This window comes from Streptomyces solicavernae (assembly GCF_029968095.1).
GTDB lineage: Bacteria > Actinomycetota > Actinomycetes > Streptomycetales > Streptomycetaceae > Streptomyces > Streptomyces solicavernae.
Genome location: NZ_JASCIR010000037.1, coordinates 1 through 18,149, shown reverse-complemented (window position 1 = coordinate 18,149; position 18,149 = coordinate 1). Strand labels below are relative to the sequence as shown.

Sequence of the window (18,149 nt, the reverse complement as noted above, 5' to 3'; positions counted from 1 at the left end):
CGGGAGGTGACCCGGGGCGCACTTGACCTGGCCTCGGGCTCTCCCTGGGGATGGCTGCTGTGGACCCGACCGACTCGGAAGACGAGGATGTACGGCGCGCCCGGGACCAAGAGGGGCCTGCTGGTGGCTGCGAGTCAAAGGTGCGACACAACGTCCACGGGTTCTGCCGCTGCGGGCAGGCCGAACATGTGTCGGCACTCGGTGAACCCGTTGATCTGGGTGCTCTGTTGGGGCCGTGAGCGCCATCCTGCGGCGGTAATGGCACCGTCGTGAGCTTTTACGAGGCGACCCTCGAGGGCGAGGCGTCGTATGCCGTTGGGTTCGTAGCCGAACTTCTCGGAGACCCGCAGGGATGCGTGGTTGTCCGCGAAGGCGGTGGAGACGACTCGCTCGGCTCCGAGGTTGTCGAAGGCGAGGTGGAGTGCGGCAGCGCGCATCTGGGTTCCGTAGCCGCGGCCCTGGAAGCGTCGGCCGAGCCAGAAGCCGGTACGTGCTTCGCGGGTGACGCTGAAGCTGCGGGCGGAGAGGTTCTGTTGGCCGATCACCTGCCCGTCCGGCAAGAGGAGGACTGCGAGGAGGAGGCGCCAGTTGTCCTCGCGCCAGTCGCCGCGGGCCCACCAGTGGTTCTGCAGGACGTTGCGGGCTACCTCATCGGGGCTGCCGGAGGCCCAGGGCTGTGGGAAGTAGACGGTGCCGGGCGGGACGACGCCGTCGGCGGCTACCTGCGCGAGCTCGTCGAGCTGTTCGTCGTTGGGGACGCGCAGGAGCAGGTCAGGTGTGGTGAGGGTGAGCTGAGTGAGCGGCCAGTGGCGCATCGGGGCCTCCGAAGGGGGATGTCAGAATCCGTCGATGCCGATCACGTTGCCGAACGGATCGGTGAGCTGGGCAATCTTGCGGCCGGTGCCGTCGCCGACGTCGTGGGGGCCACGGTGATGGGTGCATCCGGCGTCAAGGAGTCGTTGTCGTGCGGCTTCGACGTCGGTGACTTGCCAGTAGGGCACCGGGCTGGCGCCGCGCTTGTTCCGCTTCTCGTCAAGAGGGTGGAAGCCGAACTCGATGCCGCCGGCGATGTCGAGCCAGGCGTAGACGTCGCCGTTGTCCTTGTTGACGTCCGTGTGGACCGCCGTGTCGAGGACGTTGCCCCACCAGCGGGCTGTCTTCTCGGGGTCCTCGGCGAAGATCATGATGGTGCGGATGCCGGTGAACAAGCGGTCCTCCAAGTGCTGTCGGTGGCTATTGGTCGGTGCCGTGCAATGAGGTGAGGCCGGTGGCCTCGGCGAATGCGCGCAGGGCGCCCACGAGGTTGGCATCGCTCCACTGAGCACCGAGGTGGTTGGTGTGACGACGGTATGTCTGGCGCACCCAGCGCGGGGACAGGGCGCGGCCTTCCGTCTGGCCGAGGTGGGCGAGGGCGACGAGGTCGGGGATGCCGGTGATGTCCGGGCGCAGGGTCTCGGCGTCGATCAGGGCGAGGCGGCCGTCGGGCCGGCGGCGGCAGTGGTCGGCCTTGAGGTCCAGATGGCCGAGGGGGACGTGCTCGGGACCGTGTGCCCCGGTGGTCAGACCTAGAAGCTCACGCCAAGCGGTGGGCTGCCGAATCCATTGCGGGGCCGACGCGTTGGCAGTCTCGCCGAGCTGCCAGGTGCGTATGGAGGCACTGATGTGCTGGGGCCATCGGGCGGAAGCGGTGTGGACGGCCGCGACGGTGGCGATCAGCTCGTCGAAGCCGTCTTCGCAATCGATATCGGCCTGTTCGTTCAGGAAGTCGACGACCAGGGTGCGGCTGGTGTCGCTGGCGCTGTGCAGTTCGGGCAGAACGCGTTCGCCGTCGATGAGTTGGTAGGCCAGGACCTCGCCGAGGTAGGCCGCTTCGTCGCCATGGCGCTTGAGGAGGTGGCGGGGCGGGGTGCCGAGGGTGAACGTCGCGCTCCGGTAGCGGGCGGTCAGGCAGCGCACCGGCCCGGGTGCGGCGGGGTGGTAGCGGTGGATCAGGGAGCGGGCCTGGGCAGCTGCGCGCTCGGGGACGGTGGTCAGGGGAGTGGCGAGCCACCCGTCGGGCCGCACGCGCGCGGCGCCGGCGAGTGGCCCGGCCACGGTGATGCTCACGCGCTCGCACTCTGGGTGTAGCCGAGCGCGGTGAGGCTGTGCTCGTAGCAGCGGGCGGCGAGGTCGGGGCGCTGGTGTTCGCCGTAGACGGCGAAGAGGGCGTAGACCGGGGAGTCGAGGGGCTCGCCGATGTGCCAGCCCTGGTACGAGCCGCCGACTACGTCCCAGATCTGGGCGCGGCCTTCGAGTACGGCGATGAGGTCCTGGTAGAAGATCTCGGCGCCGAACGGGTAGGCGGCCATGGCTTCTTCGCGGCCGGTGGACTCCACCCGTTCGAAGGCGGGGCCGGTGATGTTCCAGGCGTAGGACTCGGTGTGGCCTTGGGCGCCGGGCGGGTCGAGCAGGCGAAAAACGGCGCGCTGTGAGCCGAGGGGGCCGCTGAGGTAGTCGTGGATGCCGGAGGCGAGCGCGCCCATGCGTGTGGCGATCAAGGCGCGTGCCAGGATCGGCAGTTCCTGCGCGAGCAACGCCTGTGCGGGCAACCAGCGTTCCTCGGTCAGCGGGTCCGTGATCGGGGTGGGCCCGGCTTCGTCGGGGGTGTCGAGGAAGGCGCGCTGAACGGCGAGTGCGGCAGCTTCCGCCTGGGTGTCGAGGTGCACCCACTCGGCGCCCGACGTGGTGATGTCGCCGCCGTCGTGGGGGACGGTGAGACGCTCGCCGGGCCGGGGCCCGTGGACGTGGAAGAGGTGCTGCAGGGCGTTGGCCGCTTGCGCGAGTGCCGCGTGGTCGGCGTAGAGGAACGGGCCGTGGGGGCTGCGCGGCGCGGTGAAGCCGTTGCCGCACAGGGCGACGTCGCGGACGCCGTCGAGGGGCCTGAGGTAGTCGATCAGCAGGCCGTGCAGGATCTCAAGGCCGGTCTTGCGGTGGCGCGGGCCGTCCATGCCGGGCAGGAGGTTGGCGTCGGCGCCGAGCGCGCCGTACGGCACGGTCTGGGCGTTGTTGGACACGATCGCGAGCCGCGGGGGCGGCAGCGCTCCGTCGGTGACCTGCTCGATGTAGAGGTCGGAGACGTCGGCGTCGACGCCGATGAACACGTCGCTGCCGCTCGTGCCGGCGCGGCGGATGAGAGGCTGGGCGACGCGCTGTTCCCAGAAGAGCGTGCGGGCGCCGGCCGGGTAGAGGGTGATCTCGATGTCGCCGACGGTCAGCGGGGTGGTGTGGTCGACGCGGTGCACGGTGAATCCGAGGACCTCGATGGCGTCGGTGACCGCGGCCGGCGTGGTCATGCCGGTGTAGAGCGGGATGTGCTTCGGCAGCAGGTTGAGCGAGGGCAGGTGGAAGTGGTCCAGGTGCTCGTGGCTGAGGACCACCGCGTCCGGCAGGGGCATCCTGTCCACGTCGACGGTCCGCGGCGGCCAGATCGGGAACTCCAGAGCCCCGGCCCCGAAGGCTTCAGCGAGGATCGGGTCGAGCAGTACGGTGGACAGGCCATCGGTGATGTGCCACGTCTGGTGCCCGAGGAACGTCAGCTCCAGTCCGGCGGGAGCAGCCATGTCAGTCTCCTCTTGCAGGTCGTGAACGTACGGACGGAGAGCGGCCGGGGGCGAGTCCAGCGCCCCCGGCCGCGGTCTGCTCACCAGCAGGTGCGCGTCACCGGTGGTACGTGGTCGGCGCGTGGCTGGTGATGCCGGTCGCAGCGAACGCGTTCACCCGGCGCTGCAGCGCCCGCACCGCTTCGGCGGTCACCTTCGGTGTCTCGGCCTTCTTCTCCTTGGTCATCTCGGCCCTCCTCTCGCGGTCTCAGCCTCGCCCGGTCAGCGAGGGAACGTCTGCGAGTACAGCTCAACCATTCGACACTGAACAGGAGTTGGGTGTAGTGCCGCTGTAGTGCCGCCCTACGAGCAGTACGCTGGCGCTCACCCCAGATGATGGGATTGCTCCGTGGACGACCTGATCCGTCACCCGCTGGCCCACGCCCGACGCGAGCGTGGATGGACGCAGCCCGAACTCGCCCGTCAAGTACGACGGGTCGCCGAACAGCGCGGGCTCCGCTCCGGGGTGGACCGGCAGCGGATCTGGACCTGGGAGAACGACCGGGCCACCCCCGACGAGGACTCCCAGATACTCCTCGCCGACGCGTTCGAGGTCGACCAGAGCCTGATTACCGAACTCGGTTGGCCCTACTGGCTCCCCGGCCGCGACCACGCGATACCGCTCGGGCCCGACAGCACCGTCCCCGCCCTTCGAGAGGCCCTGCGCACCATGGACCGCCGCACGTTCCTGACCTACAGCTCCGCCTCACTCGTCGGCCTCGCCCACCAGTGGGCCACGAACGAACCACAGGCCCTGTCCGCCGCCTTGGACGGCAAGACGATCGACACCGAGCTCGTCGACCTCCTGGAGGCCACGGGACACCGGCTCACCAGCCTGGTCACCGAGCAGCGCCAGCACACCCGCACCCTGCTCGACGCACACCTCACGACCATCACGGACCTGATCGACGGCGCCAACTACAGCCAGCCCGTGGGGCAGCGACTGCACACCCTCGCCGCGCACCTGGCCCAGACAGTCGCCTGGCATCGCTTCGACCAGGGCGAGCACGGCGCCGCAGGACGCTACTGGCACGCCGCCCTGCACAGCGCCCACACCTCCGGCGACCGCGACCTCGGCGCAGGCATCATGTCGGACCTCGCCTACCAAGCCACCTGGCTGACGGAGCCGAAAACCGCAGCAGAGATCCTCGAAAGCGCCGTCGCCCGCATTCGCCACCCCACAGCACGCGCCCTCCTCCACCTCCGCCTCGCCCGCTCCCAGGCCGCACTCGGCGCAGCGCGCGCTTGCCGCACGTCTCTTTCCACCGCCGAGCGCGAACTCGCCCGCACCGCTGACGAACCCCCGGCCTGGTGCAGCTGGATGTCCGGTGCCGACCTCCTGGTGGACTCCGGCCAGTGCCTCGCCGATCTCGGCGAGCTCGAACACGCCCACCAACTGATCGGCGAAGGCGCAGCTCTGTTGCCCGCTGCCCGCAGCAAGACCCGATCGGTATTCCTCAGCTATGAAGCCGGCAGCTTCCTCAAGGTCGGCGAGGCCGATCAGGCCGCAGCCGCCGCCACGCAATCGCTCACCCTGGCCGAGAAGATCGGGGCACCCCGTTGCGTCGCACTCGTACGCGACCTCGCCCCCGAGTTCAAGAAGTACGCCGGCGTCGACGCGGTGGATGACCTCCTGGACAGAGTGCGGGCGGCCTGAGGCAGGCGAGGTTCCCGACTCAGGACACTAGGGTCTCGCTCACATGGGCATCGGCAAGGTCTATTCGTTCCACATGGTCCTGTCGTATTCGCGGGACCCGTTCTGCTGCTTCGGGCCGGCAAGCTGGTGCCCAGGGTGATCGACGAGTTCGCGCCTCTAATCGACTCGATGCTGCGGGCCGAGAGGCAGGCGAACCGGAGACGGGCAGCGAGTTTGCGTGCTTCGGTGGCCTCGACCTCGATCTCAAGAAGTTCGATGAGGGGGACTTGGGCATGGGCTGGCCTACCAGGGTTGTTCAGTGGATCTCGTACTGGCCGTGCGGGGTGCCGTGCTCCCATGCCGCCTCGAACGCTTCGGTGCAGAGTTTCGCGGCTGCGGGTTCGTCGGTGATCTCCTCGCCGGTCCATGAGCCGTCGCCGGCGAAGTGGTTCCAGTGCACCCATGCGTTGTCGAACAGCCAGAAGTCGTTGGCGGGCAGGGCGATCGCGGAGGCCCGCCCGCGCGGCAGCCAGCGGACCTGCTCGCCCGCGGCGACGTTCGTGAACGTGCCGTCGTGCAGGAACCGCGTGTACTCGCTGACCGGCTCGGACACGATGCGGGCCCGGCGGATGACCGCGCCGCGCTGCACATTGGTCTGGATGAGGTCGAGCCACGGCCGCCACCACGAGGTCCGGTCGGCCACATCGTGCCGGAACCCGGCACGCCAGTGGGCGAAGGGTCCTTCCTCGTAGTCGACGGCGTAGCTGTCGCGCATCTCCAGGTGCACCGCCGTCCGGCACCGGGCCATCAGCTCATCGAACGTCGGAGCGCCCTTCGAGGGCATTGCACGCCTCCCTCACCATGTCGATCATCCGGGCGGGGATCCTGACCACGGCCTCGCCCTCCGGAATTCCCTTGGCGTGGCCCAGCACCTCGAACGCCGCGCACTCTGCTGCCAGTTCCTCGCCCGGCTCCCACCCCTGGAACACGAGCTCCAGGTTGTCCTCGTCCACCCACACCGTCGGACTCTGCTTGTCCCCGGTGTGGGGGTCGATCCCGAAGAACCGTAATGCCACAGCGAACTCCCCTCGCTGAAGGTGCAGTTGTGTGCACCACCGTCACCCCGCAGGACCAGCCCGTCAGGACCGACAGGTCACCAAAATGGCTGCACAAACCGTGCGTGTCACGCGCATCAACTCCCCGATAGATGACCAGCCTTGACCCTATGCATCACGCCGCGCGGCCGGGCTGCGCCCGGTCGGTGACGGGTGTGTCGGGGTATGGCCCCAGGCCATACGGCATGCGTATGTCGCATAGGGGTAGCCCGGGGCAGGCACTCCACAATGGCAACTTTTAGGAGTGCACGACGTCGACGGAGACACTGTTTCTGATCTTCCGGGAGCGCCACAATGCAAGAGCTGATGCCGGATCGAGGGGGGAGGGCCCATGCCCGGCGAAGGAAAGGTCGGAGGCGGCGCCCGAACCGCTGGTGAGTTGGAATGGATGTGTTGCCTGCTGCTCGATGAGCAGCGGCAGGGCAGGCGGGCGGCGTTCCTGCTAACCGTCACTGCCACTGCTGCGGTGATCTGTGTATGGGCTGGCGTGTCGTCGCCCTCCCCGGGGGCGCGGTGCCTGTTCGCCGTGATCCTCGTGCTGAACGCAGTCGCTGCGGTGACCTTGATTCGGCGGCTTCGCCTCGCGTATGTGTGCCTGAAGTCGTACCGGTGGCATGTGGAGTGGCTGAAGGGGACCGAGCAGCAGCGGAGATCCTGACGCACCTCGGCCGACGTGCATGCCGAAGGGCCCATTCTAAAATTTTGGAACGGGCCCTTCGGCATGTCCGGGGTACGTGGTCGGCCTGATCAACGTCGAAGTGGACGGGGTTGTCTCCCAGGTATCCGAGTGCCGTATCGACGGTGGCTTCGGCCTCGCGTTGACGGCCCTTGTTGCGCCCCGGTCGTTCCAGCTCGGTCAGCGCCTGGTCAACGTTGAGTTCGTCACTCCGCAACCCGCCGAAAGACCCCGCCGTCCGCGCCCGCATGCTCCACTCCACCGGCCTCGACCCCGAGGTGCGCGCCTACGTACGCAGCTCGCCCGGCGCCGCCCGACTGATCGAGCGCAGCACCCGCCGCGCCCTCGCCCTCCTGGACCAGGTGACGGACGGCCGCCGCGTCGACCTGCACGTGGTGTGCGGCGGAGGCCGCCACCGTTCGGTCGCCGTCGCCGAGGACATCGCCGACCGGCTCCGAGTCGCCGGCATCGGAGTCGAGACCGAGCACCGCCACATCAACCGGCCGATCCTGTGACGCCCCTGTTCACCGAGCACGAGCTGACGGCGCTGCGGCTGCTCGCGCGCGGGCTGCGCCATACGGAGATCGCGACGGCGCTCGGCGTGTGCCCGGAGACTGCGGGGCTGCTGTTGTACCGCGTGCGGTGCAGGCTCGGGGCGCGGACCCTCGCGCACGCCGTCGCGCGTGGCTATGAGACCGGCCTCATCCGTCCTGGCGTGCTCGACGCCGACTGACCCCCGGCATACGCGAACATGCCGCCACCGTCGACTGACAAGGAGCCCGACCAGCAAGAGCGCCCGCAGCCAGTGGAGTTGGCTGCGGGCGCTCGCGCGTGACTCCGCCGAGGCGCACCGCGGATGTCAGCGCTGTCCGTTACCGTCGTCTCCAGTGGCGTTCCGACCGCCCACCCCGAGCCGTACGCGCACCCACGCAGCGCGGGCACACCGGGGGAAGGTTCTACGGGATCAAGGCGCACGGCACGGCCGTGCTCGTTTTTTGCCCTTTCCGGGGGGCTGCGTGGGGGCCCGAGCCAACCGGTCAGGAGGCACCGACCGTGACCCGACGTACCACCGAGCAGCAGCGCGCCCGCGAACTCCAGCGGGCCGAAGGCATCAGCTACCACGCGGCTCTCGACCGCGTACGCGAGCAGAACGCCGTGGACACCGCCCCGCAGGACACGACCACCGAGCCGGCCCCGGCCGCCCCGGCGGTGGCTTACGTGTTGCAGCCGACCGAGGCGGAGGCCGCGGAGGGCATCGTGCCCGAGGAACTCGGCGTGCGCGCGCTGCCCGCCGATGCGTCCCCGGTGCAGCGCGCCCGCGCCGAGGCGGTGTGGCGGACCGTGGACGACCCGGCCCGGCCGTGCCGCTGCTCGGGCACCGGATGCCGCCACGGCGAGCCCTGCGATGACGACAGCGCGTGCGGCGGGCGGCTCGTCCACGTCGACCGTCACCCCGGCAGTCTGTGGGTCGTCACCCACTGGTTCGACGTCTACGCCTGCGCCGCCTGCGGCGACGAGTTCGGCATGGAGGTTGGCCTGCCGGACCTGCCGTGGGGAGAGACCCAGGCACGCGAGAACGGGCAGACCTCCACCATCGTCTACGACGGCGTACGGCACCCGAACTTCCTCGACCCGGATGACATCGAGGAGTACGAAACCGACCTGGAAACCGACTACTACGACCACCTCAACAGCAACGTGCACTGCGAGGACTGCGGCGCCGGATCGGGCAGCCCGTACGAGGAGTGCACCTGCTACGAGGGGTTCGAGGACGACGGCCAGGAGTGCGAGGCCGTCCCGGCATGACCACCACCGACGAGGCCGCAGGCCTCACGGCCCGAGGCCTCGTCGTGTTCCCGCTCCCGCCCGGCGGTCGTCTGCCCGCCGGGCGGTGGCAGGCCCACTGCCTCGCCACCCCCGACCAGGTGCGCCAACGGTGGCGCGACGGCGACAACATCGGCGTCGCCTGCCGCGCCTCGAACCTGGTCGGCCTCGACCTCGACCAGGACGACGACACCGACGGCCTGGCCGTGCTCGCCGCCCTCGCGGCGCGCCTCGGCGAGCCGTGGCCGGACACGCTGACCGTGGCCACCCCGTCCGGGGGCCGGCACTTGTACTTCCGCGCCCCCACCGGCCGGATCGTCCCCAGCACCTCGGGCGGACGTTCCGGCCTCGGCCCCGGAATCGACGTCCGCGCCCCCGGACGTCACAGCGGCGGCTACCTGATCGGCCCCGGCAGCATCGTGAACGGCGTCCCGTACGTGATCGTCCGCGACGAGCCGATCCGGCCGCTTCCCGATTGGATCACAGACCGCCTCACCAGGCCACTGCGAGCGGGCCGCCAACGGGCGGGCAGGGACAGCAAGTTGAGCTGCCCCAGCAGGACGTAGCGAGGCGCAGGCGCGCCCGCCCCGCTCGTGCCTCGGCCGCAGTACGGCGACCAGCTCGGCGCGCTCGGCCAGTACCGCGGGCGGCGCGCCACCGCGCGAGCGAAACGACTTCCGCAGCCTGCGCTCATGTCGTCGGGCCGGATCTTCAATGTACGCCGTGAAGGCCAAGTCAGATGGTTATGGCCTTCACGGCCGGACCAGCCGACCTGTACGACATGAGCCAGCGCGAAGCCCACGAGGCGATCCACGCCGCGCTGCAGCAACTCGTGGACACCGACGGCGAAGAGCGGTACGCCGCCGACGGCTTCACGCGGGCCCCGGTCGCGGTGCTCCTGCACTTCGACCACTGCCACGTGCACGGCTGGATCAGGGCGGGGCGGCTCTGCCTCGCGTGCAGCAACCGCATGAGCCGCACGGCCGGCATGGGCCGCAGCGCGGACGCCGTCCGAGTCCGCGTCGGCCTCGGGTCCGAGCCGCCACGGTGGTGGTCAATATCTTGACTGGTCTAGTTTTTGACTGGCATGGTGAAGGGGTGTTCGGCGGGGAAGGGAGTGTGTCTGTGCGTGGCGTTGAAGAGCCTGGTCCGGTCGTCAGGTTTCCGCGGCGTGTGGTCCGGGAGTTCGAGCGGCTGCTGAAGCTGCTGCACGAGCAGGGGCTGACCTGGCTGACGGTCGACGATGTGATCAACAACCTGGGTCCGGTTGCCGCCTGGAGCATGACGCGCGGACAGCTGGTGGAAAGGTGGTACACCAACACCCTGGAGGCAGGTTCCGGGCCGCTGTCTCCACGGTTGGAACCGCCGTCGGAGCGCGATGCACGGATCGACCTTCAGGACTTGTGTGTCGAAGCCGATTGGCCGCTGCCGTTGAAGGGCGGAGGCCGGGACTACACGACGCCGGCCGCCCTGGCGGTCAGCCGGGCCAAAGAGCGCCTCGCGGAGGCGATGCTCACTGACAGCACGGAGCAGGGCGTCAGCGCGAACGTGATTGCCGATCGGGCCCGCAACGCGCAGAGCAGGCCTACGACGCTCAAGATGCTCGCCGCCGAACTGCTGCAGCACGACGCGTCACAGGCCCTGCGCCCGCTCCTGGAGGCGGATGTCCCGCTCTACGTGAGCAGAGGGCTGGACCGGACCGTGATGCTGGGAAGCATGTGGGAGGACGAACCGGAGGAGGAGCGTCTGCGCCATCTCACCGATGCAGGACGGGCATTGAGCGCTTCACGACTACAGCTGCATGACACCCAGACGGGCGAGGTCGCGGACATCCGCCAGCTCGCCGCAGACGACGCTGGACGTCTCGAGGTACGCCGCGGCACGTAGCAACACACCGGCGGGCGACGAAGTCCCCACAATCCACCCTCCGTTGCCGACCGCCACACGGCCACGTGCCCCTCATCCATTCCCCCTCACGCTCCGGAGGACCGACACATGCAGCAAGTACCGCTGATCACCCGATTCCGGGAGACCCTCAAGGCCCGCTACCCGCAGGACGACCGGGGCTCCAGCCCGATCTCAGTCTTCGTCGGGTTGGGTCTGCTCCTCGCTGTGGTCTACGCCGCCGGCGGGGTGCTGCTATCCCACTTCCCCACTGACGTCGTTGTCGCAGCCCTTGGCATAGGCGCCTTCATCGTGCTCCTGACTCTGGGACTTGCCAAACGGTGAGCACGCGCCACAACCCCGAGCTTGTTCTTTACGGTCTGAGTGGGTCTCGTTCGGTGATGATCTCGGGCCGTTTCACGGTCTTACTGGTGAAGAGGCAGTGTTCCAGCCCTGTGCTATTCGGTGCTTCCTCAGGTGACCGAGAGCCACACGCTGCTGTGGCCGGTGTTCGGCGGGGACGGCGATCAGGCGCAGGGTGTCGCCCTGGTCGCGCCGTGCGGCCACCCCCCTGGCCGAGTGCGGGGCGCCAGCGGGTTTGGCCAGGGGGCGCGGAGGCAGTTGGTGATCTTGCCCGGCACGTCGAGGGTGACCGGCACCTCCGGGGCGGGACTCGTCCTCGTTGGCAGCGTGGTCGGGCAGGTCGGCGGCAGCGGTGCGGATCGCTTCGCGGTATCAGACCCGTTTGAAGACGAGGACCGAGGTGACATTCCCGACTGACGCGGTGATGGTCAGGGTGTCGTCATCCTTGAGGTCGTAGACCTTCTTCACGACATTGCCGCCGTTCAGAGGGGTCTGGATGTGGGTCAGTTCGTCTCCCTCACGGGTGATCAGAGACGTCACCTTCAACTCATCGACTCGCGTCTCCGTGAACTCCTCGCCCAGCTTGAGGAGGGACTGGCGTGTCCTCAGGCTGTCCCGGTTCGTGATCACCCACTGACCTGCCTCGTCGACGGTGAACTCGATGACGGGCTTCGTCGACTGCATGAGCCTGCGATTAATGGGGCCAACGCCGAGTTCCGTGAGGAAGTTGTCGTAGTTCTGCTGAGAGTCAAGCTCGAACGAACCGGTGTAGTCGGCCATTGCGTCCCCATCCTGGTTGCTGCATCACGTCGCTCGATCGGCCCCGTGGGACATGGGACAACGTCCTGCCCGGTAGACCCACAACCGCTCGAGCCTCAACCAAAGAAGGTTACCAAAAGTATTCATGCATGTGCCCTGCGTTACGATCCGGTCGGGCTCGTGATCCGCCCCCAGGTCGAGAACATCGGCGCCGGAGATCGTGGCACCGTTCAGCCTTCACCTTCAGGGCCGGCAATCTCAGGGCTCTGGAACGGACCGAGGACTACCGGGCCGCGGCTGTTCCGCAGATCGGGTACATGCCTCACGGCCGCGTCGCCGCGCGTCGTCGACCGCGCGACGGCACGCCCGCTGCCAGGCTCCCTGCAGCTGTCGGTCCGCTCCGTCGAACACCACCTGGTGCCCGAGTGCGAGGGCAAGATTCCGGTCTGGTGGAACAGCTACGCCGAACCCGGCCCGGTTGTCGTGGTCCACGCGGCGCTGGGATCCTCTCCCGCCGACGGTTCAGCGACTTCGGAGACGGGCATTTACTCCTTCACGCCGCCGGCCCGTCTGTAGGACACGGCGCGCGCCACCGTACAGGCATCCCGGGCCACCAGGGTCAGCGCGGCCTGTGAGGGCGCTGCCCCGGCTCCCGTACGCACGGCGGGCCTTGCGCAGTGCCGGGACCGCAGGGACACCCTGGGCGCCGTCGAGTTGCTGGCAGCGGGCGAGGAGCTGGTGGTGCACCGCGAGGACGGGGCCGAGGCCGGCCCCGCCCCGCTCACACCGTGTTGACTTCCCTTTCCTTGGCCGCGACTTCCTCATCGATCCGATGGTGGTACGTCGCCGCCCTCTGGCCTTGCTGCTCACCGGCTTGCAGGGCGTTGTCTACGGCCTCCGTGGCCGCAGCGCCTCGCGCGCGGATCTTCTCCACCGCGTCCGCCCGCCCCTGTTCAGTCAGCGCCGGAGCCTCAAGCCGTACTACGCCGTCGACCACGCGGACTGCCATCCCCAGGTCGGCCTCCCGCAGCACCTGCTCGATCTGGTTCTGGCTACCGGAGTCCCACGGCTTGATCGCCATCACGCGGGGCTCGGGAGCGGTGATGCTCGCCGCACGGCTCACGGGAGTTGAGACACCGTAGTGATGCACCATGACGGAATCCAGCGCACGCGGGTTCGCCCTGCCCGTGAAGATCCGGGCCAGATCACGGTTGAGGTCCGTGACGATCTTCTCCAGCTGCTCGGTGAGGTCCCCTTCGGACATGGATGCGTCTCCTTTTTGATCAATGGGCAGTTGCGGCGTTCGCTGCCCACCTCCCGCTCCGCTGAACCGGAACCGCCCGAGGTTCCGTCGGATGAGTGATTCGAGTCCTTTCCCTTCGCGTGGGCGACGCTCGTTGCACCAGCCACGGCACCGCGAGCGGCCCCTAGCCGGAGCCTGTCGGCCGACGAGGCCGAGGCGGCGACCATGAGCGAGGTCGCGGCCGGCTGACCAAGGCAGAGCATCACGTATGAGCCTGCGCTGTAGAGGGCCTGCGGAGTGTTGCATCCGATGCAATTCATCCTGTTTTCGGACCGTTGCCACAGCGGCACGCCGACCTGATACCGCCTGCACTTCGTTCTCGGCCCGGTCGCCGCACGAACGCTGTCCCCCTTCCACAGTGGCGATCCGGACATTCGGTGATGTTTTCCGGCCGAGGGCTGTAAAGCTACTTGCCATGTAAAGCTGCTTTACAGGATCGTCGTTGTGTGAGCACGACACGAGATGAAGCGACGGCCGCACTGCGGGAGTGGTCGAGGCCCGGACGCCGGGCCGACCTGCTCGCCGCCGCGTGGCAGGCGGGCGAGACGAACGTCTCCGCGCTCGCCGAGGCCGCCCGCATCAGCCGGCCGACCGTCTACGCAGATCTGCGATCGAGGGGCATCGACCCCGACCACCGACCGAAGGAGTCCAGCGACATGACCACACCTGTTGTCATCGACGGCATCGACGGCGAGAGCTTCGAGAACGTCCAGGACGTCGTCGAGCGCTACGCCGACGAGCACCCCGAGGACCCGAACGCCATCAAGACGGCCATCGGGTGGTCCCAGCCGATCTTCACGGCGGTCGGTCGCTACAACGGCCTGCGTACGCGCCTCGCCGCCGAGGAGCGCGCCCGCCGAGAGCGCGACCGGACCCTGCACCTGGTCGAGACCCGGTGGGAGGCACTGAGCACTGCGGCGAACTGGCTGGCCGCCCACCACGCCTACATCGTCGCCGTCGACGAGGCTCACGCCGCCATCACCGCCTGGGCCAGGGAGGCCGCCCCCGCCGTGGAGTGGGCCGGATTCGATGGCGACTTGGACACGGAGATGCTGCGGGTCTACCGCGAGCGCATCCTCGCCGCCGGCCACCCGCCGCTTGCCCCGCTCGACCTAGACGTCGCGGCCGAGGCCGACCGACTGCACAACAAACTCGACCAGGCCCACGCGCGCCGGAAGGCGCTGGCTGCCGAAACGCTGGGACTGGCCGCGAACTGATGACGTATCAGACCCTCGACCTCGGCGCCTGCACTGATGTGCGCCGAGCCCAGGAAGAGGCAGCATTCGTCCTGTGGCCCGTCCGGTCTGACTCCGAAAAGTGGGACTACTGGGAGCAAATCGCGCACCGGATGCTGACCGCCTACTTCATGGCCGCCGCGCTCGACGACGCCTCCCTCGACACCGTCCGCACCTGGGTCAACGACCCCGGCAACCCGCGCCCCGTCGAACTCCTCCGCACCAGCCCGGCCCCCAGCCTCGCCGAACAGCTGCAGAAACCGACCCCGAAGGCGAGGACGTACGCCGCGCCGAAGTCGGCCCGCTCACCGTCGTCTACACCGTCAACCGCCCCGGTGCGCACCTGTACGTCCTCGCCGTCTCCTGGGCCGGATAGCTCAGGGGCGACGAGCGGCGGCCAGGCAGGGAAGCCGGGCGTCGGGGCGCCCGGCTCTGATCCTCAGCGGGCGCGGACGATGGTCACCACGGCGTGCCGTGTGGTCCCGGCCAGCGCTTCCAAGATGAGTCCGCCGCCGGTTGTGGTGTATCGCTCGCCGTCGTCAGTTCTGGCGCGTCGGCCGGGCCCGGAGGCGGCGATGTGCTGGGCGAGGCGTCTGCTCAGTGGTGCGGTGAGAGTCTGGGACTGGGCGGTGCGTCCGTCGGGTAGCCGGACGACCACGGTGCGGGGGTGGGTGGCGTTTCCGGTGTAGCCGACGGCCTCGGAATCAACTGTCTCTGAGTGTCTGATCTTGTGCCACGACCTGCCGCTCCGGTACGCGCCGTCTGCCCGCTTCGCCACGACGCCCTCGATGTTCTGTGTCTGGAGTGCCTGGTACCACCGCAGCGCGATCTCGGGGTCGTTGGTGGCCGGCACCGCCTGCAGCGGAGGCCCGACGTCGGCGAGGACGTCCAGGAGCAGCGCGCGCCGCTCGACGTACGGACGTGCGCGGATGTCACCGAGCTCGGGGTGGGCGAGCAGATCCCAGATGGCGTACGACGCGGGCAGCCGGTGGGACAGCAGTCGTGCGCGGGCGGCGGCGGAGGCGGCGCGGGCCTGCACGGCGGCGAAGTCGAGGACTCCTTCGTTCCAGATGACGGCCTCGCCGTCGACCACGGTTCCCACCGGCAGGTCGAGGCCGGCGGCCGCGAGGTCGGGCCAGGCGTTGGTGACGTCCCTGCCCGTGCGGGACTGCAGTGCCACCGCGTCCGGTTCACGGAACAGCACGATGCGGTGCCCGTCGAACTTCGGCTCGTACCACCAGCCCTCACCGATCGGCAGCTTGGTGACGGCGCGAGCAAGGGCGACTTCGACGGGGCGCTCCACCTGGTCATCCTCCGCCGCGGCTGTGCGGTGAGCGTTGCGTGTTACTCCAGGCAGAGGCAGCCAGCGCCCGGAGTCGAAGCCGTTGGCCTGGCAGGGGTGCTGTGTGCTGCTGGTCGAGTGGTGAGCCCGCGAATATGCCACACGGCGAGCCGGTGGGGCACTACGACTTACGTCCATGATCAATTCGACCTGGCGCGCCCTGCTCGCCGCCGCGCTGCTGGCGCCCGCCACACTCACCACGACCGCCGCTCAGGCCGCGCCCACGCCTGAAGCCCCTCAGCAGCAGACGCTCCGCCTGGCCGAGGCCATCGACGCGCTGCCGCTGGCGGCGGAGTCCCGTGACGGCTACGCCCGTACAAGCTTCAAGCACTGGGTGGACGAGGACCGGGACTCATGCTCGACGCGCGCTGAGGTGCTCATCGCCGCTCGTGCCGAGCAGCGGCAGCAGCGCCGCACTCCGTGCACGCCCACGCGCCCGAGCCCTCCAGGACAGTCAGCGCCTGATCGAGGTTGAGTTCGTCCGCGCCGTGGGGCGCGTTCGGGCCGCCTGGTCCTCGACAACGGTCACGTTGGGTCATACGGCATGCGGATTCCGCCTGCGGGTGGAGGACGGGGGCTCCGCTTCTCGCCCCTGTCGGGCAAGGTCAGCAGCACAGGAGGCGGGTCGGACACGCCCCCGATCGTAGGCCGCGCCCCTGCCACCGACGCCCCCGCCCGGAAGGCCGGCCGCGCGCCCGACGGCGTCCTCGGCCTGGTCCTGGTGCTCGCCGACACCCGGCGTGCTGCCCGTGCACCGCGAGCCGCACGGTGCACGGGGCACGCCGGAGGGGCGCTGCTTGCAGGAGCAGGACTCCTGACGGCCACGTGGGGGCGGGACAGCTCTTGAAATTACAGTCGCCGACTGTAATTATGGGTGTCATGGAAACTCTCCCTCAGTTGAGCGACTTCCTCCCACTGGACGCTGTCGAGTTCCACGCCCACGGGTTCGGCTACGAGACGGGGACCACCGTCGTGTGGCGCGCGGCCGAGTGGTCCGGCTCCGGTAACCCCTCACGCATCCGTCACGGCATCGACGTCCGGGCGTACCTGGACGGCGACGAGGTCGACCGGACGAAGGTCGAGACGGACGGCCCAGACACCCCGAAGGGGCAGGACGCCATCCAGCGGCTCCGGCTGAGCGTCATCGCCGCCCACGGACAGCGCTACCTGCGCCCTCTGCTGGACGAGGTCGCCCGGATCGGGGACCCTCAGCACCTGATCGGGAAGGACTCCCAGCTCCGGGACACCTTCTACCGACGAGTCCGGGACGGCCAGCACTCCCCGGACGATCTCGCGCTGGTGGCCCGGGTGGAGGAGAAGGAGAAGGAGCTGCAGGAGGCCCGACACCGATCCGGCATCGTGATGTGGCGCTACATCGCACACCTCTACCGGCACGGCATGGCCGCGGACCACATCGCTCTCCAGCTGGGGGCGTCGACAGAGAACGTGCAACGGCGGATCAGCAGCGTGCCCACACGCGGCGCGGCGGCCATCACCGGCGTGCAACCGAAAACCTGGAGTGGCTACGTCGCCCGCGGACAGGCCCCGGCCCCCGACGACCACGTGGGCAGCGAGCCGGTCTGGCACCTCGCCACCCTGCTGCACCACATCGACACCCAGCCCGGACGTCCCGGACGCCCGCCGAAAAAGACCACCTGACCTGCCTTGGGACCGCGCCTCCCCGAGGCTCGGCGCCCTCGTCCTGGTCGCGCCCGATCCCCCGACGACGGGGAATCGGTGCGCCCGCACCCAGGCAGCACACAACCCGCCCGCGTCGCGGGCCCGGCCCCCTGCTCCGCCGCACAATCAGGCGGCACACCGACTCTGGGAGAATGAGCCCATGGCGATGGAGACGACAGACGCACGGCTGCGAGACCTCGAAGCGCAGGCATTCCGCACGGGCCGCACGCTCGCCGAGCACAGCACCAAGCTCGGCGAGATCGAGACCCAGCAGCGCACCGCGTTCTCCAACATCGACTCCCTCGGCGACGCAATCGGCGCGCCGGGAGAACGCACCATCACACAGCGCCTCGACTCGATCGAGGGCGAGCTCAGCGACGTGAAGGGAGAGCTGGGCGACGTGAAGCGCCTCCTGGCCGCGCTCCTCCGCGCGCAGGGCCTCGACCCCGACCAGACATAACCCCTCGCGGCACCGCCCGCCGCACCCCTCGCACGAGTGCGACACATACGAGACGTGCGTACACGACGACAGGCCCGCGCCCTGCCCGGCGCGGGCCTGGCGCGTCGTACGAAGCCGAGGACCATGGCGACGGCGGCCGCCCGAGCGGTGGTCCTGGTGCTCGGCGACCTCGTCCTGGGCGTGCGGGTACAAGTCTACTTCCAACAGATCGCTGACGCCGCGGATTTCGCCCGA

At 69.2% G+C, this 18,149-nt stretch carries 24 protein-coding genes; 14 read left to right on the top strand and 10 right to left on the bottom strand.

The features are described 5' to 3' along the window. Window positions 1-134: 134 nt before the first annotated feature. From QIS99_RS28150 to QIS99_RS28130, 5 genes are all read right to left on the bottom strand, one after another. The gene (locus QIS99_RS28150; protein ID WP_282516514.1) at window positions 135-815 is read right to left on the bottom strand and encodes a GNAT family N-acetyltransferase; all 681 of its coding nucleotides are present in this window, start codon (window positions 813-815) and stop codon (window positions 135-137) included. A 21-nt stretch (window positions 816-836) separates the two neighbouring features. Further along, a complete protein-coding gene (locus QIS99_RS28145) occupies window positions 837-1,208 on the bottom strand; it encodes a VOC family protein (protein ID WP_282516513.1) in 372 nt (123 codons plus the stop codon). Window positions 1,209-1,233: 25 nt separating this feature from the next. Further along, window positions 1,234-2,106: a hypothetical protein gene (locus QIS99_RS28140; RefSeq protein WP_282516512.1), complete on the bottom strand. Its 873-nt coding sequence runs from the start codon at window positions 2,104-2,106 to the stop codon at window positions 1,234-1,236. After that, on the bottom strand, window positions 2,103-3,599 hold the full coding sequence (locus QIS99_RS28135; RefSeq protein WP_282516511.1) for an MBL fold metallo-hydrolase: 1,497 nt from the start codon (window positions 3,597-3,599) through the stop codon (window positions 2,103-2,105). The genes QIS99_RS28140 and QIS99_RS28135 overlap by 4 nt, the downstream gene beginning before the upstream one ends. A 97-nt stretch (window positions 3,600-3,696) precedes the next feature. After that, on the bottom strand, window positions 3,697-3,825 hold the full coding sequence (locus QIS99_RS28130) for a hypothetical protein (protein WP_282516510.1): 129 nt from the start codon (window positions 3,823-3,825) through the stop codon (window positions 3,697-3,699). Between the two features lie 162 nt (window positions 3,826-3,987). On the opposite strand from QIS99_RS28130, the gene QIS99_RS28125 reads away from it, so the two are divergent. Continuing rightward, window positions 3,988-5,295, top strand: a complete 1,308-nt coding sequence (locus QIS99_RS28125) for a helix-turn-helix transcriptional regulator (RefSeq protein WP_282516509.1) — start codon at window positions 3,988-3,990, stop codon at window positions 5,293-5,295. A 295-nt stretch (window positions 5,296-5,590) separates the two neighbouring features. Here the strand turns inward: QIS99_RS28125 and QIS99_RS28120 are convergent, their stop codons facing one another. Both QIS99_RS28120 and QIS99_RS28115 read right to left on the bottom strand, forming a co-directional pair. Then, window positions 5,591-6,118 carry a DUF6879 family protein gene (locus tag QIS99_RS28120; protein WP_282516508.1) on the bottom strand — a complete coding sequence of 176 codons (528 nt, stop codon included), beginning with the start codon at window positions 6,116-6,118 and terminating at the stop codon, window positions 5,591-5,593. Beyond that, entirely contained in the window at window positions 6,087-6,350 is a 264-nt protein-coding gene (locus QIS99_RS28115; protein WP_282516507.1) for a hypothetical protein, read from the bottom strand. Before QIS99_RS28115 ends, QIS99_RS28120 begins: the two co-directional genes overlap by 32 nt. Before the next feature lie 370 nt (window positions 6,351-6,720). Here QIS99_RS28115 and QIS99_RS28110 point away from each other — a divergent pair, with 370 nt between their 5' ends. The 8 genes from QIS99_RS28110 (at window position 6,721) to QIS99_RS28075 (ending at window position 11,118) form a co-directional block, all read left to right on the top strand. After that, window positions 6,721-7,047 carry a hypothetical protein gene (locus QIS99_RS28110; protein ID WP_282516506.1) on the top strand — a complete coding sequence of 109 codons (327 nt, stop codon included), beginning with the start codon at window positions 6,721-6,723 and terminating at the stop codon, window positions 7,045-7,047. Window positions 7,048-7,262: 215 nt separating this feature from the next. Continuing rightward, window positions 7,263-7,580 carry a RapZ C-terminal domain-containing protein gene (locus QIS99_RS28105; RefSeq protein ID WP_282516505.1) on the top strand — a complete coding sequence of 106 codons (318 nt, stop codon included), beginning with the start codon at window positions 7,263-7,265 and terminating at the stop codon, window positions 7,578-7,580. Beyond that, on the top strand, window positions 7,577-7,798 hold the full coding sequence (locus tag QIS99_RS28100) for a helix-turn-helix domain-containing protein (protein ID WP_282516504.1): 222 nt from the start codon (window positions 7,577-7,579) through the stop codon (window positions 7,796-7,798). The genes QIS99_RS28105 and QIS99_RS28100 overlap by 4 nt, the downstream gene beginning before the upstream one ends. A 320-nt stretch (window positions 7,799-8,118) precedes the next feature. Then, complete coding sequence (locus QIS99_RS28095; protein ID WP_282516503.1) at window positions 8,119-8,871, top strand: hypothetical protein; 753 nt, start codon at window positions 8,119-8,121, stop codon at window positions 8,869-8,871. Next, window positions 8,868-9,455, top strand: coding sequence for a bifunctional DNA primase/polymerase (locus QIS99_RS28090; RefSeq protein WP_282516502.1), 588 nt, complete (start codon window positions 8,868-8,870; stop codon window positions 9,453-9,455). Before QIS99_RS28095 ends, QIS99_RS28090 begins: the two co-directional genes overlap by 4 nt. 215 nt (window positions 9,456-9,670) lie before the next feature. Further along, window positions 9,671-9,955: a hypothetical protein gene (locus tag QIS99_RS28085; RefSeq protein ID WP_282516501.1), complete on the top strand. Its 285-nt coding sequence runs from the start codon at window positions 9,671-9,673 to the stop codon at window positions 9,953-9,955. 107 nt (window positions 9,956-10,062) lie between these two features. Continuing rightward, window positions 10,063-10,776 carry a hypothetical protein gene (locus tag QIS99_RS28080; RefSeq protein WP_282516500.1) on the top strand — a complete coding sequence of 238 codons (714 nt, stop codon included), beginning with the start codon at window positions 10,063-10,065 and terminating at the stop codon, window positions 10,774-10,776. Window positions 10,777-10,884: 108 nt separating this feature from the next. Further along, window positions 10,885-11,118: a hypothetical protein gene (locus QIS99_RS28075; protein ID WP_282516499.1), complete on the top strand. Its 234-nt coding sequence runs from the start codon at window positions 10,885-10,887 to the stop codon at window positions 11,116-11,118. Window positions 11,119-11,508: 390 nt separating this feature from the next. Here the strand turns inward: QIS99_RS28075 and QIS99_RS28070 are convergent, their stop codons facing one another. Next, window positions 11,509-11,916 (bottom strand): lipocalin/fatty-acid binding family protein, encoded by a 408-nt coding sequence (locus tag QIS99_RS28070; RefSeq protein ID WP_282516498.1) that lies wholly within the window; start codon window positions 11,914-11,916, stop codon window positions 11,509-11,511. A 760-nt stretch (window positions 11,917-12,676) separates the two neighbouring features. Further along, the gene (locus QIS99_RS28065) at window positions 12,677-13,159 is read right to left on the bottom strand and encodes a ribosome-recycling factor (RefSeq protein WP_282516497.1); all 483 of its coding nucleotides are present in this window, start codon (window positions 13,157-13,159) and stop codon (window positions 12,677-12,679) included. Window positions 13,160-13,644: 485 nt separating this feature from the next. Between QIS99_RS28065 and QIS99_RS28060 the strand changes: the two genes are divergently transcribed. Next, complete coding sequence (locus tag QIS99_RS28060; RefSeq protein WP_282516496.1) at window positions 13,645-14,415, top strand: hypothetical protein; 771 nt, start codon at window positions 13,645-13,647, stop codon at window positions 14,413-14,415. A gap of 457 nt (window positions 14,416-14,872) precedes the next feature. Here the strand turns inward: QIS99_RS28060 and QIS99_RS28055 are convergent, their stop codons facing one another. Beyond that, window positions 14,873-15,736 (bottom strand): ATP-dependent DNA ligase, encoded by an 864-nt coding sequence (locus tag QIS99_RS28055; protein ID WP_282516495.1) that lies wholly within the window; start codon window positions 15,734-15,736, stop codon window positions 14,873-14,875. A gap of 175 nt (window positions 15,737-15,911) precedes the next feature. Here QIS99_RS28055 and QIS99_RS28050 point away from each other — a divergent pair, with 175 nt between their 5' ends. From QIS99_RS28050 to QIS99_RS28035, 4 genes are all read left to right on the top strand, one after another. Then, entirely contained in the window at window positions 15,912-16,250 is a 339-nt protein-coding gene (locus QIS99_RS28050) for a hypothetical protein (protein ID WP_282516494.1), read from the top strand. 404 nt (window positions 16,251-16,654) lie between these two features. Beyond that, on the top strand, window positions 16,655-17,434 hold the full coding sequence (locus tag QIS99_RS28045; RefSeq protein ID WP_282516493.1) for a hypothetical protein: 780 nt from the start codon (window positions 16,655-16,657) through the stop codon (window positions 17,432-17,434). A 187-nt stretch (window positions 17,435-17,621) separates the two neighbouring features. Next, window positions 17,622-17,915, top strand: coding sequence for a hypothetical protein (locus QIS99_RS28040; protein WP_282516492.1), 294 nt, complete (start codon window positions 17,622-17,624; stop codon window positions 17,913-17,915). Between the two features lie 54 nt (window positions 17,916-17,969). Next, on the top strand, window positions 17,970-18,149 hold a 180-nt coding region (locus tag QIS99_RS28035), incomplete at its 3' end, for a hypothetical protein (RefSeq protein ID WP_282516491.1).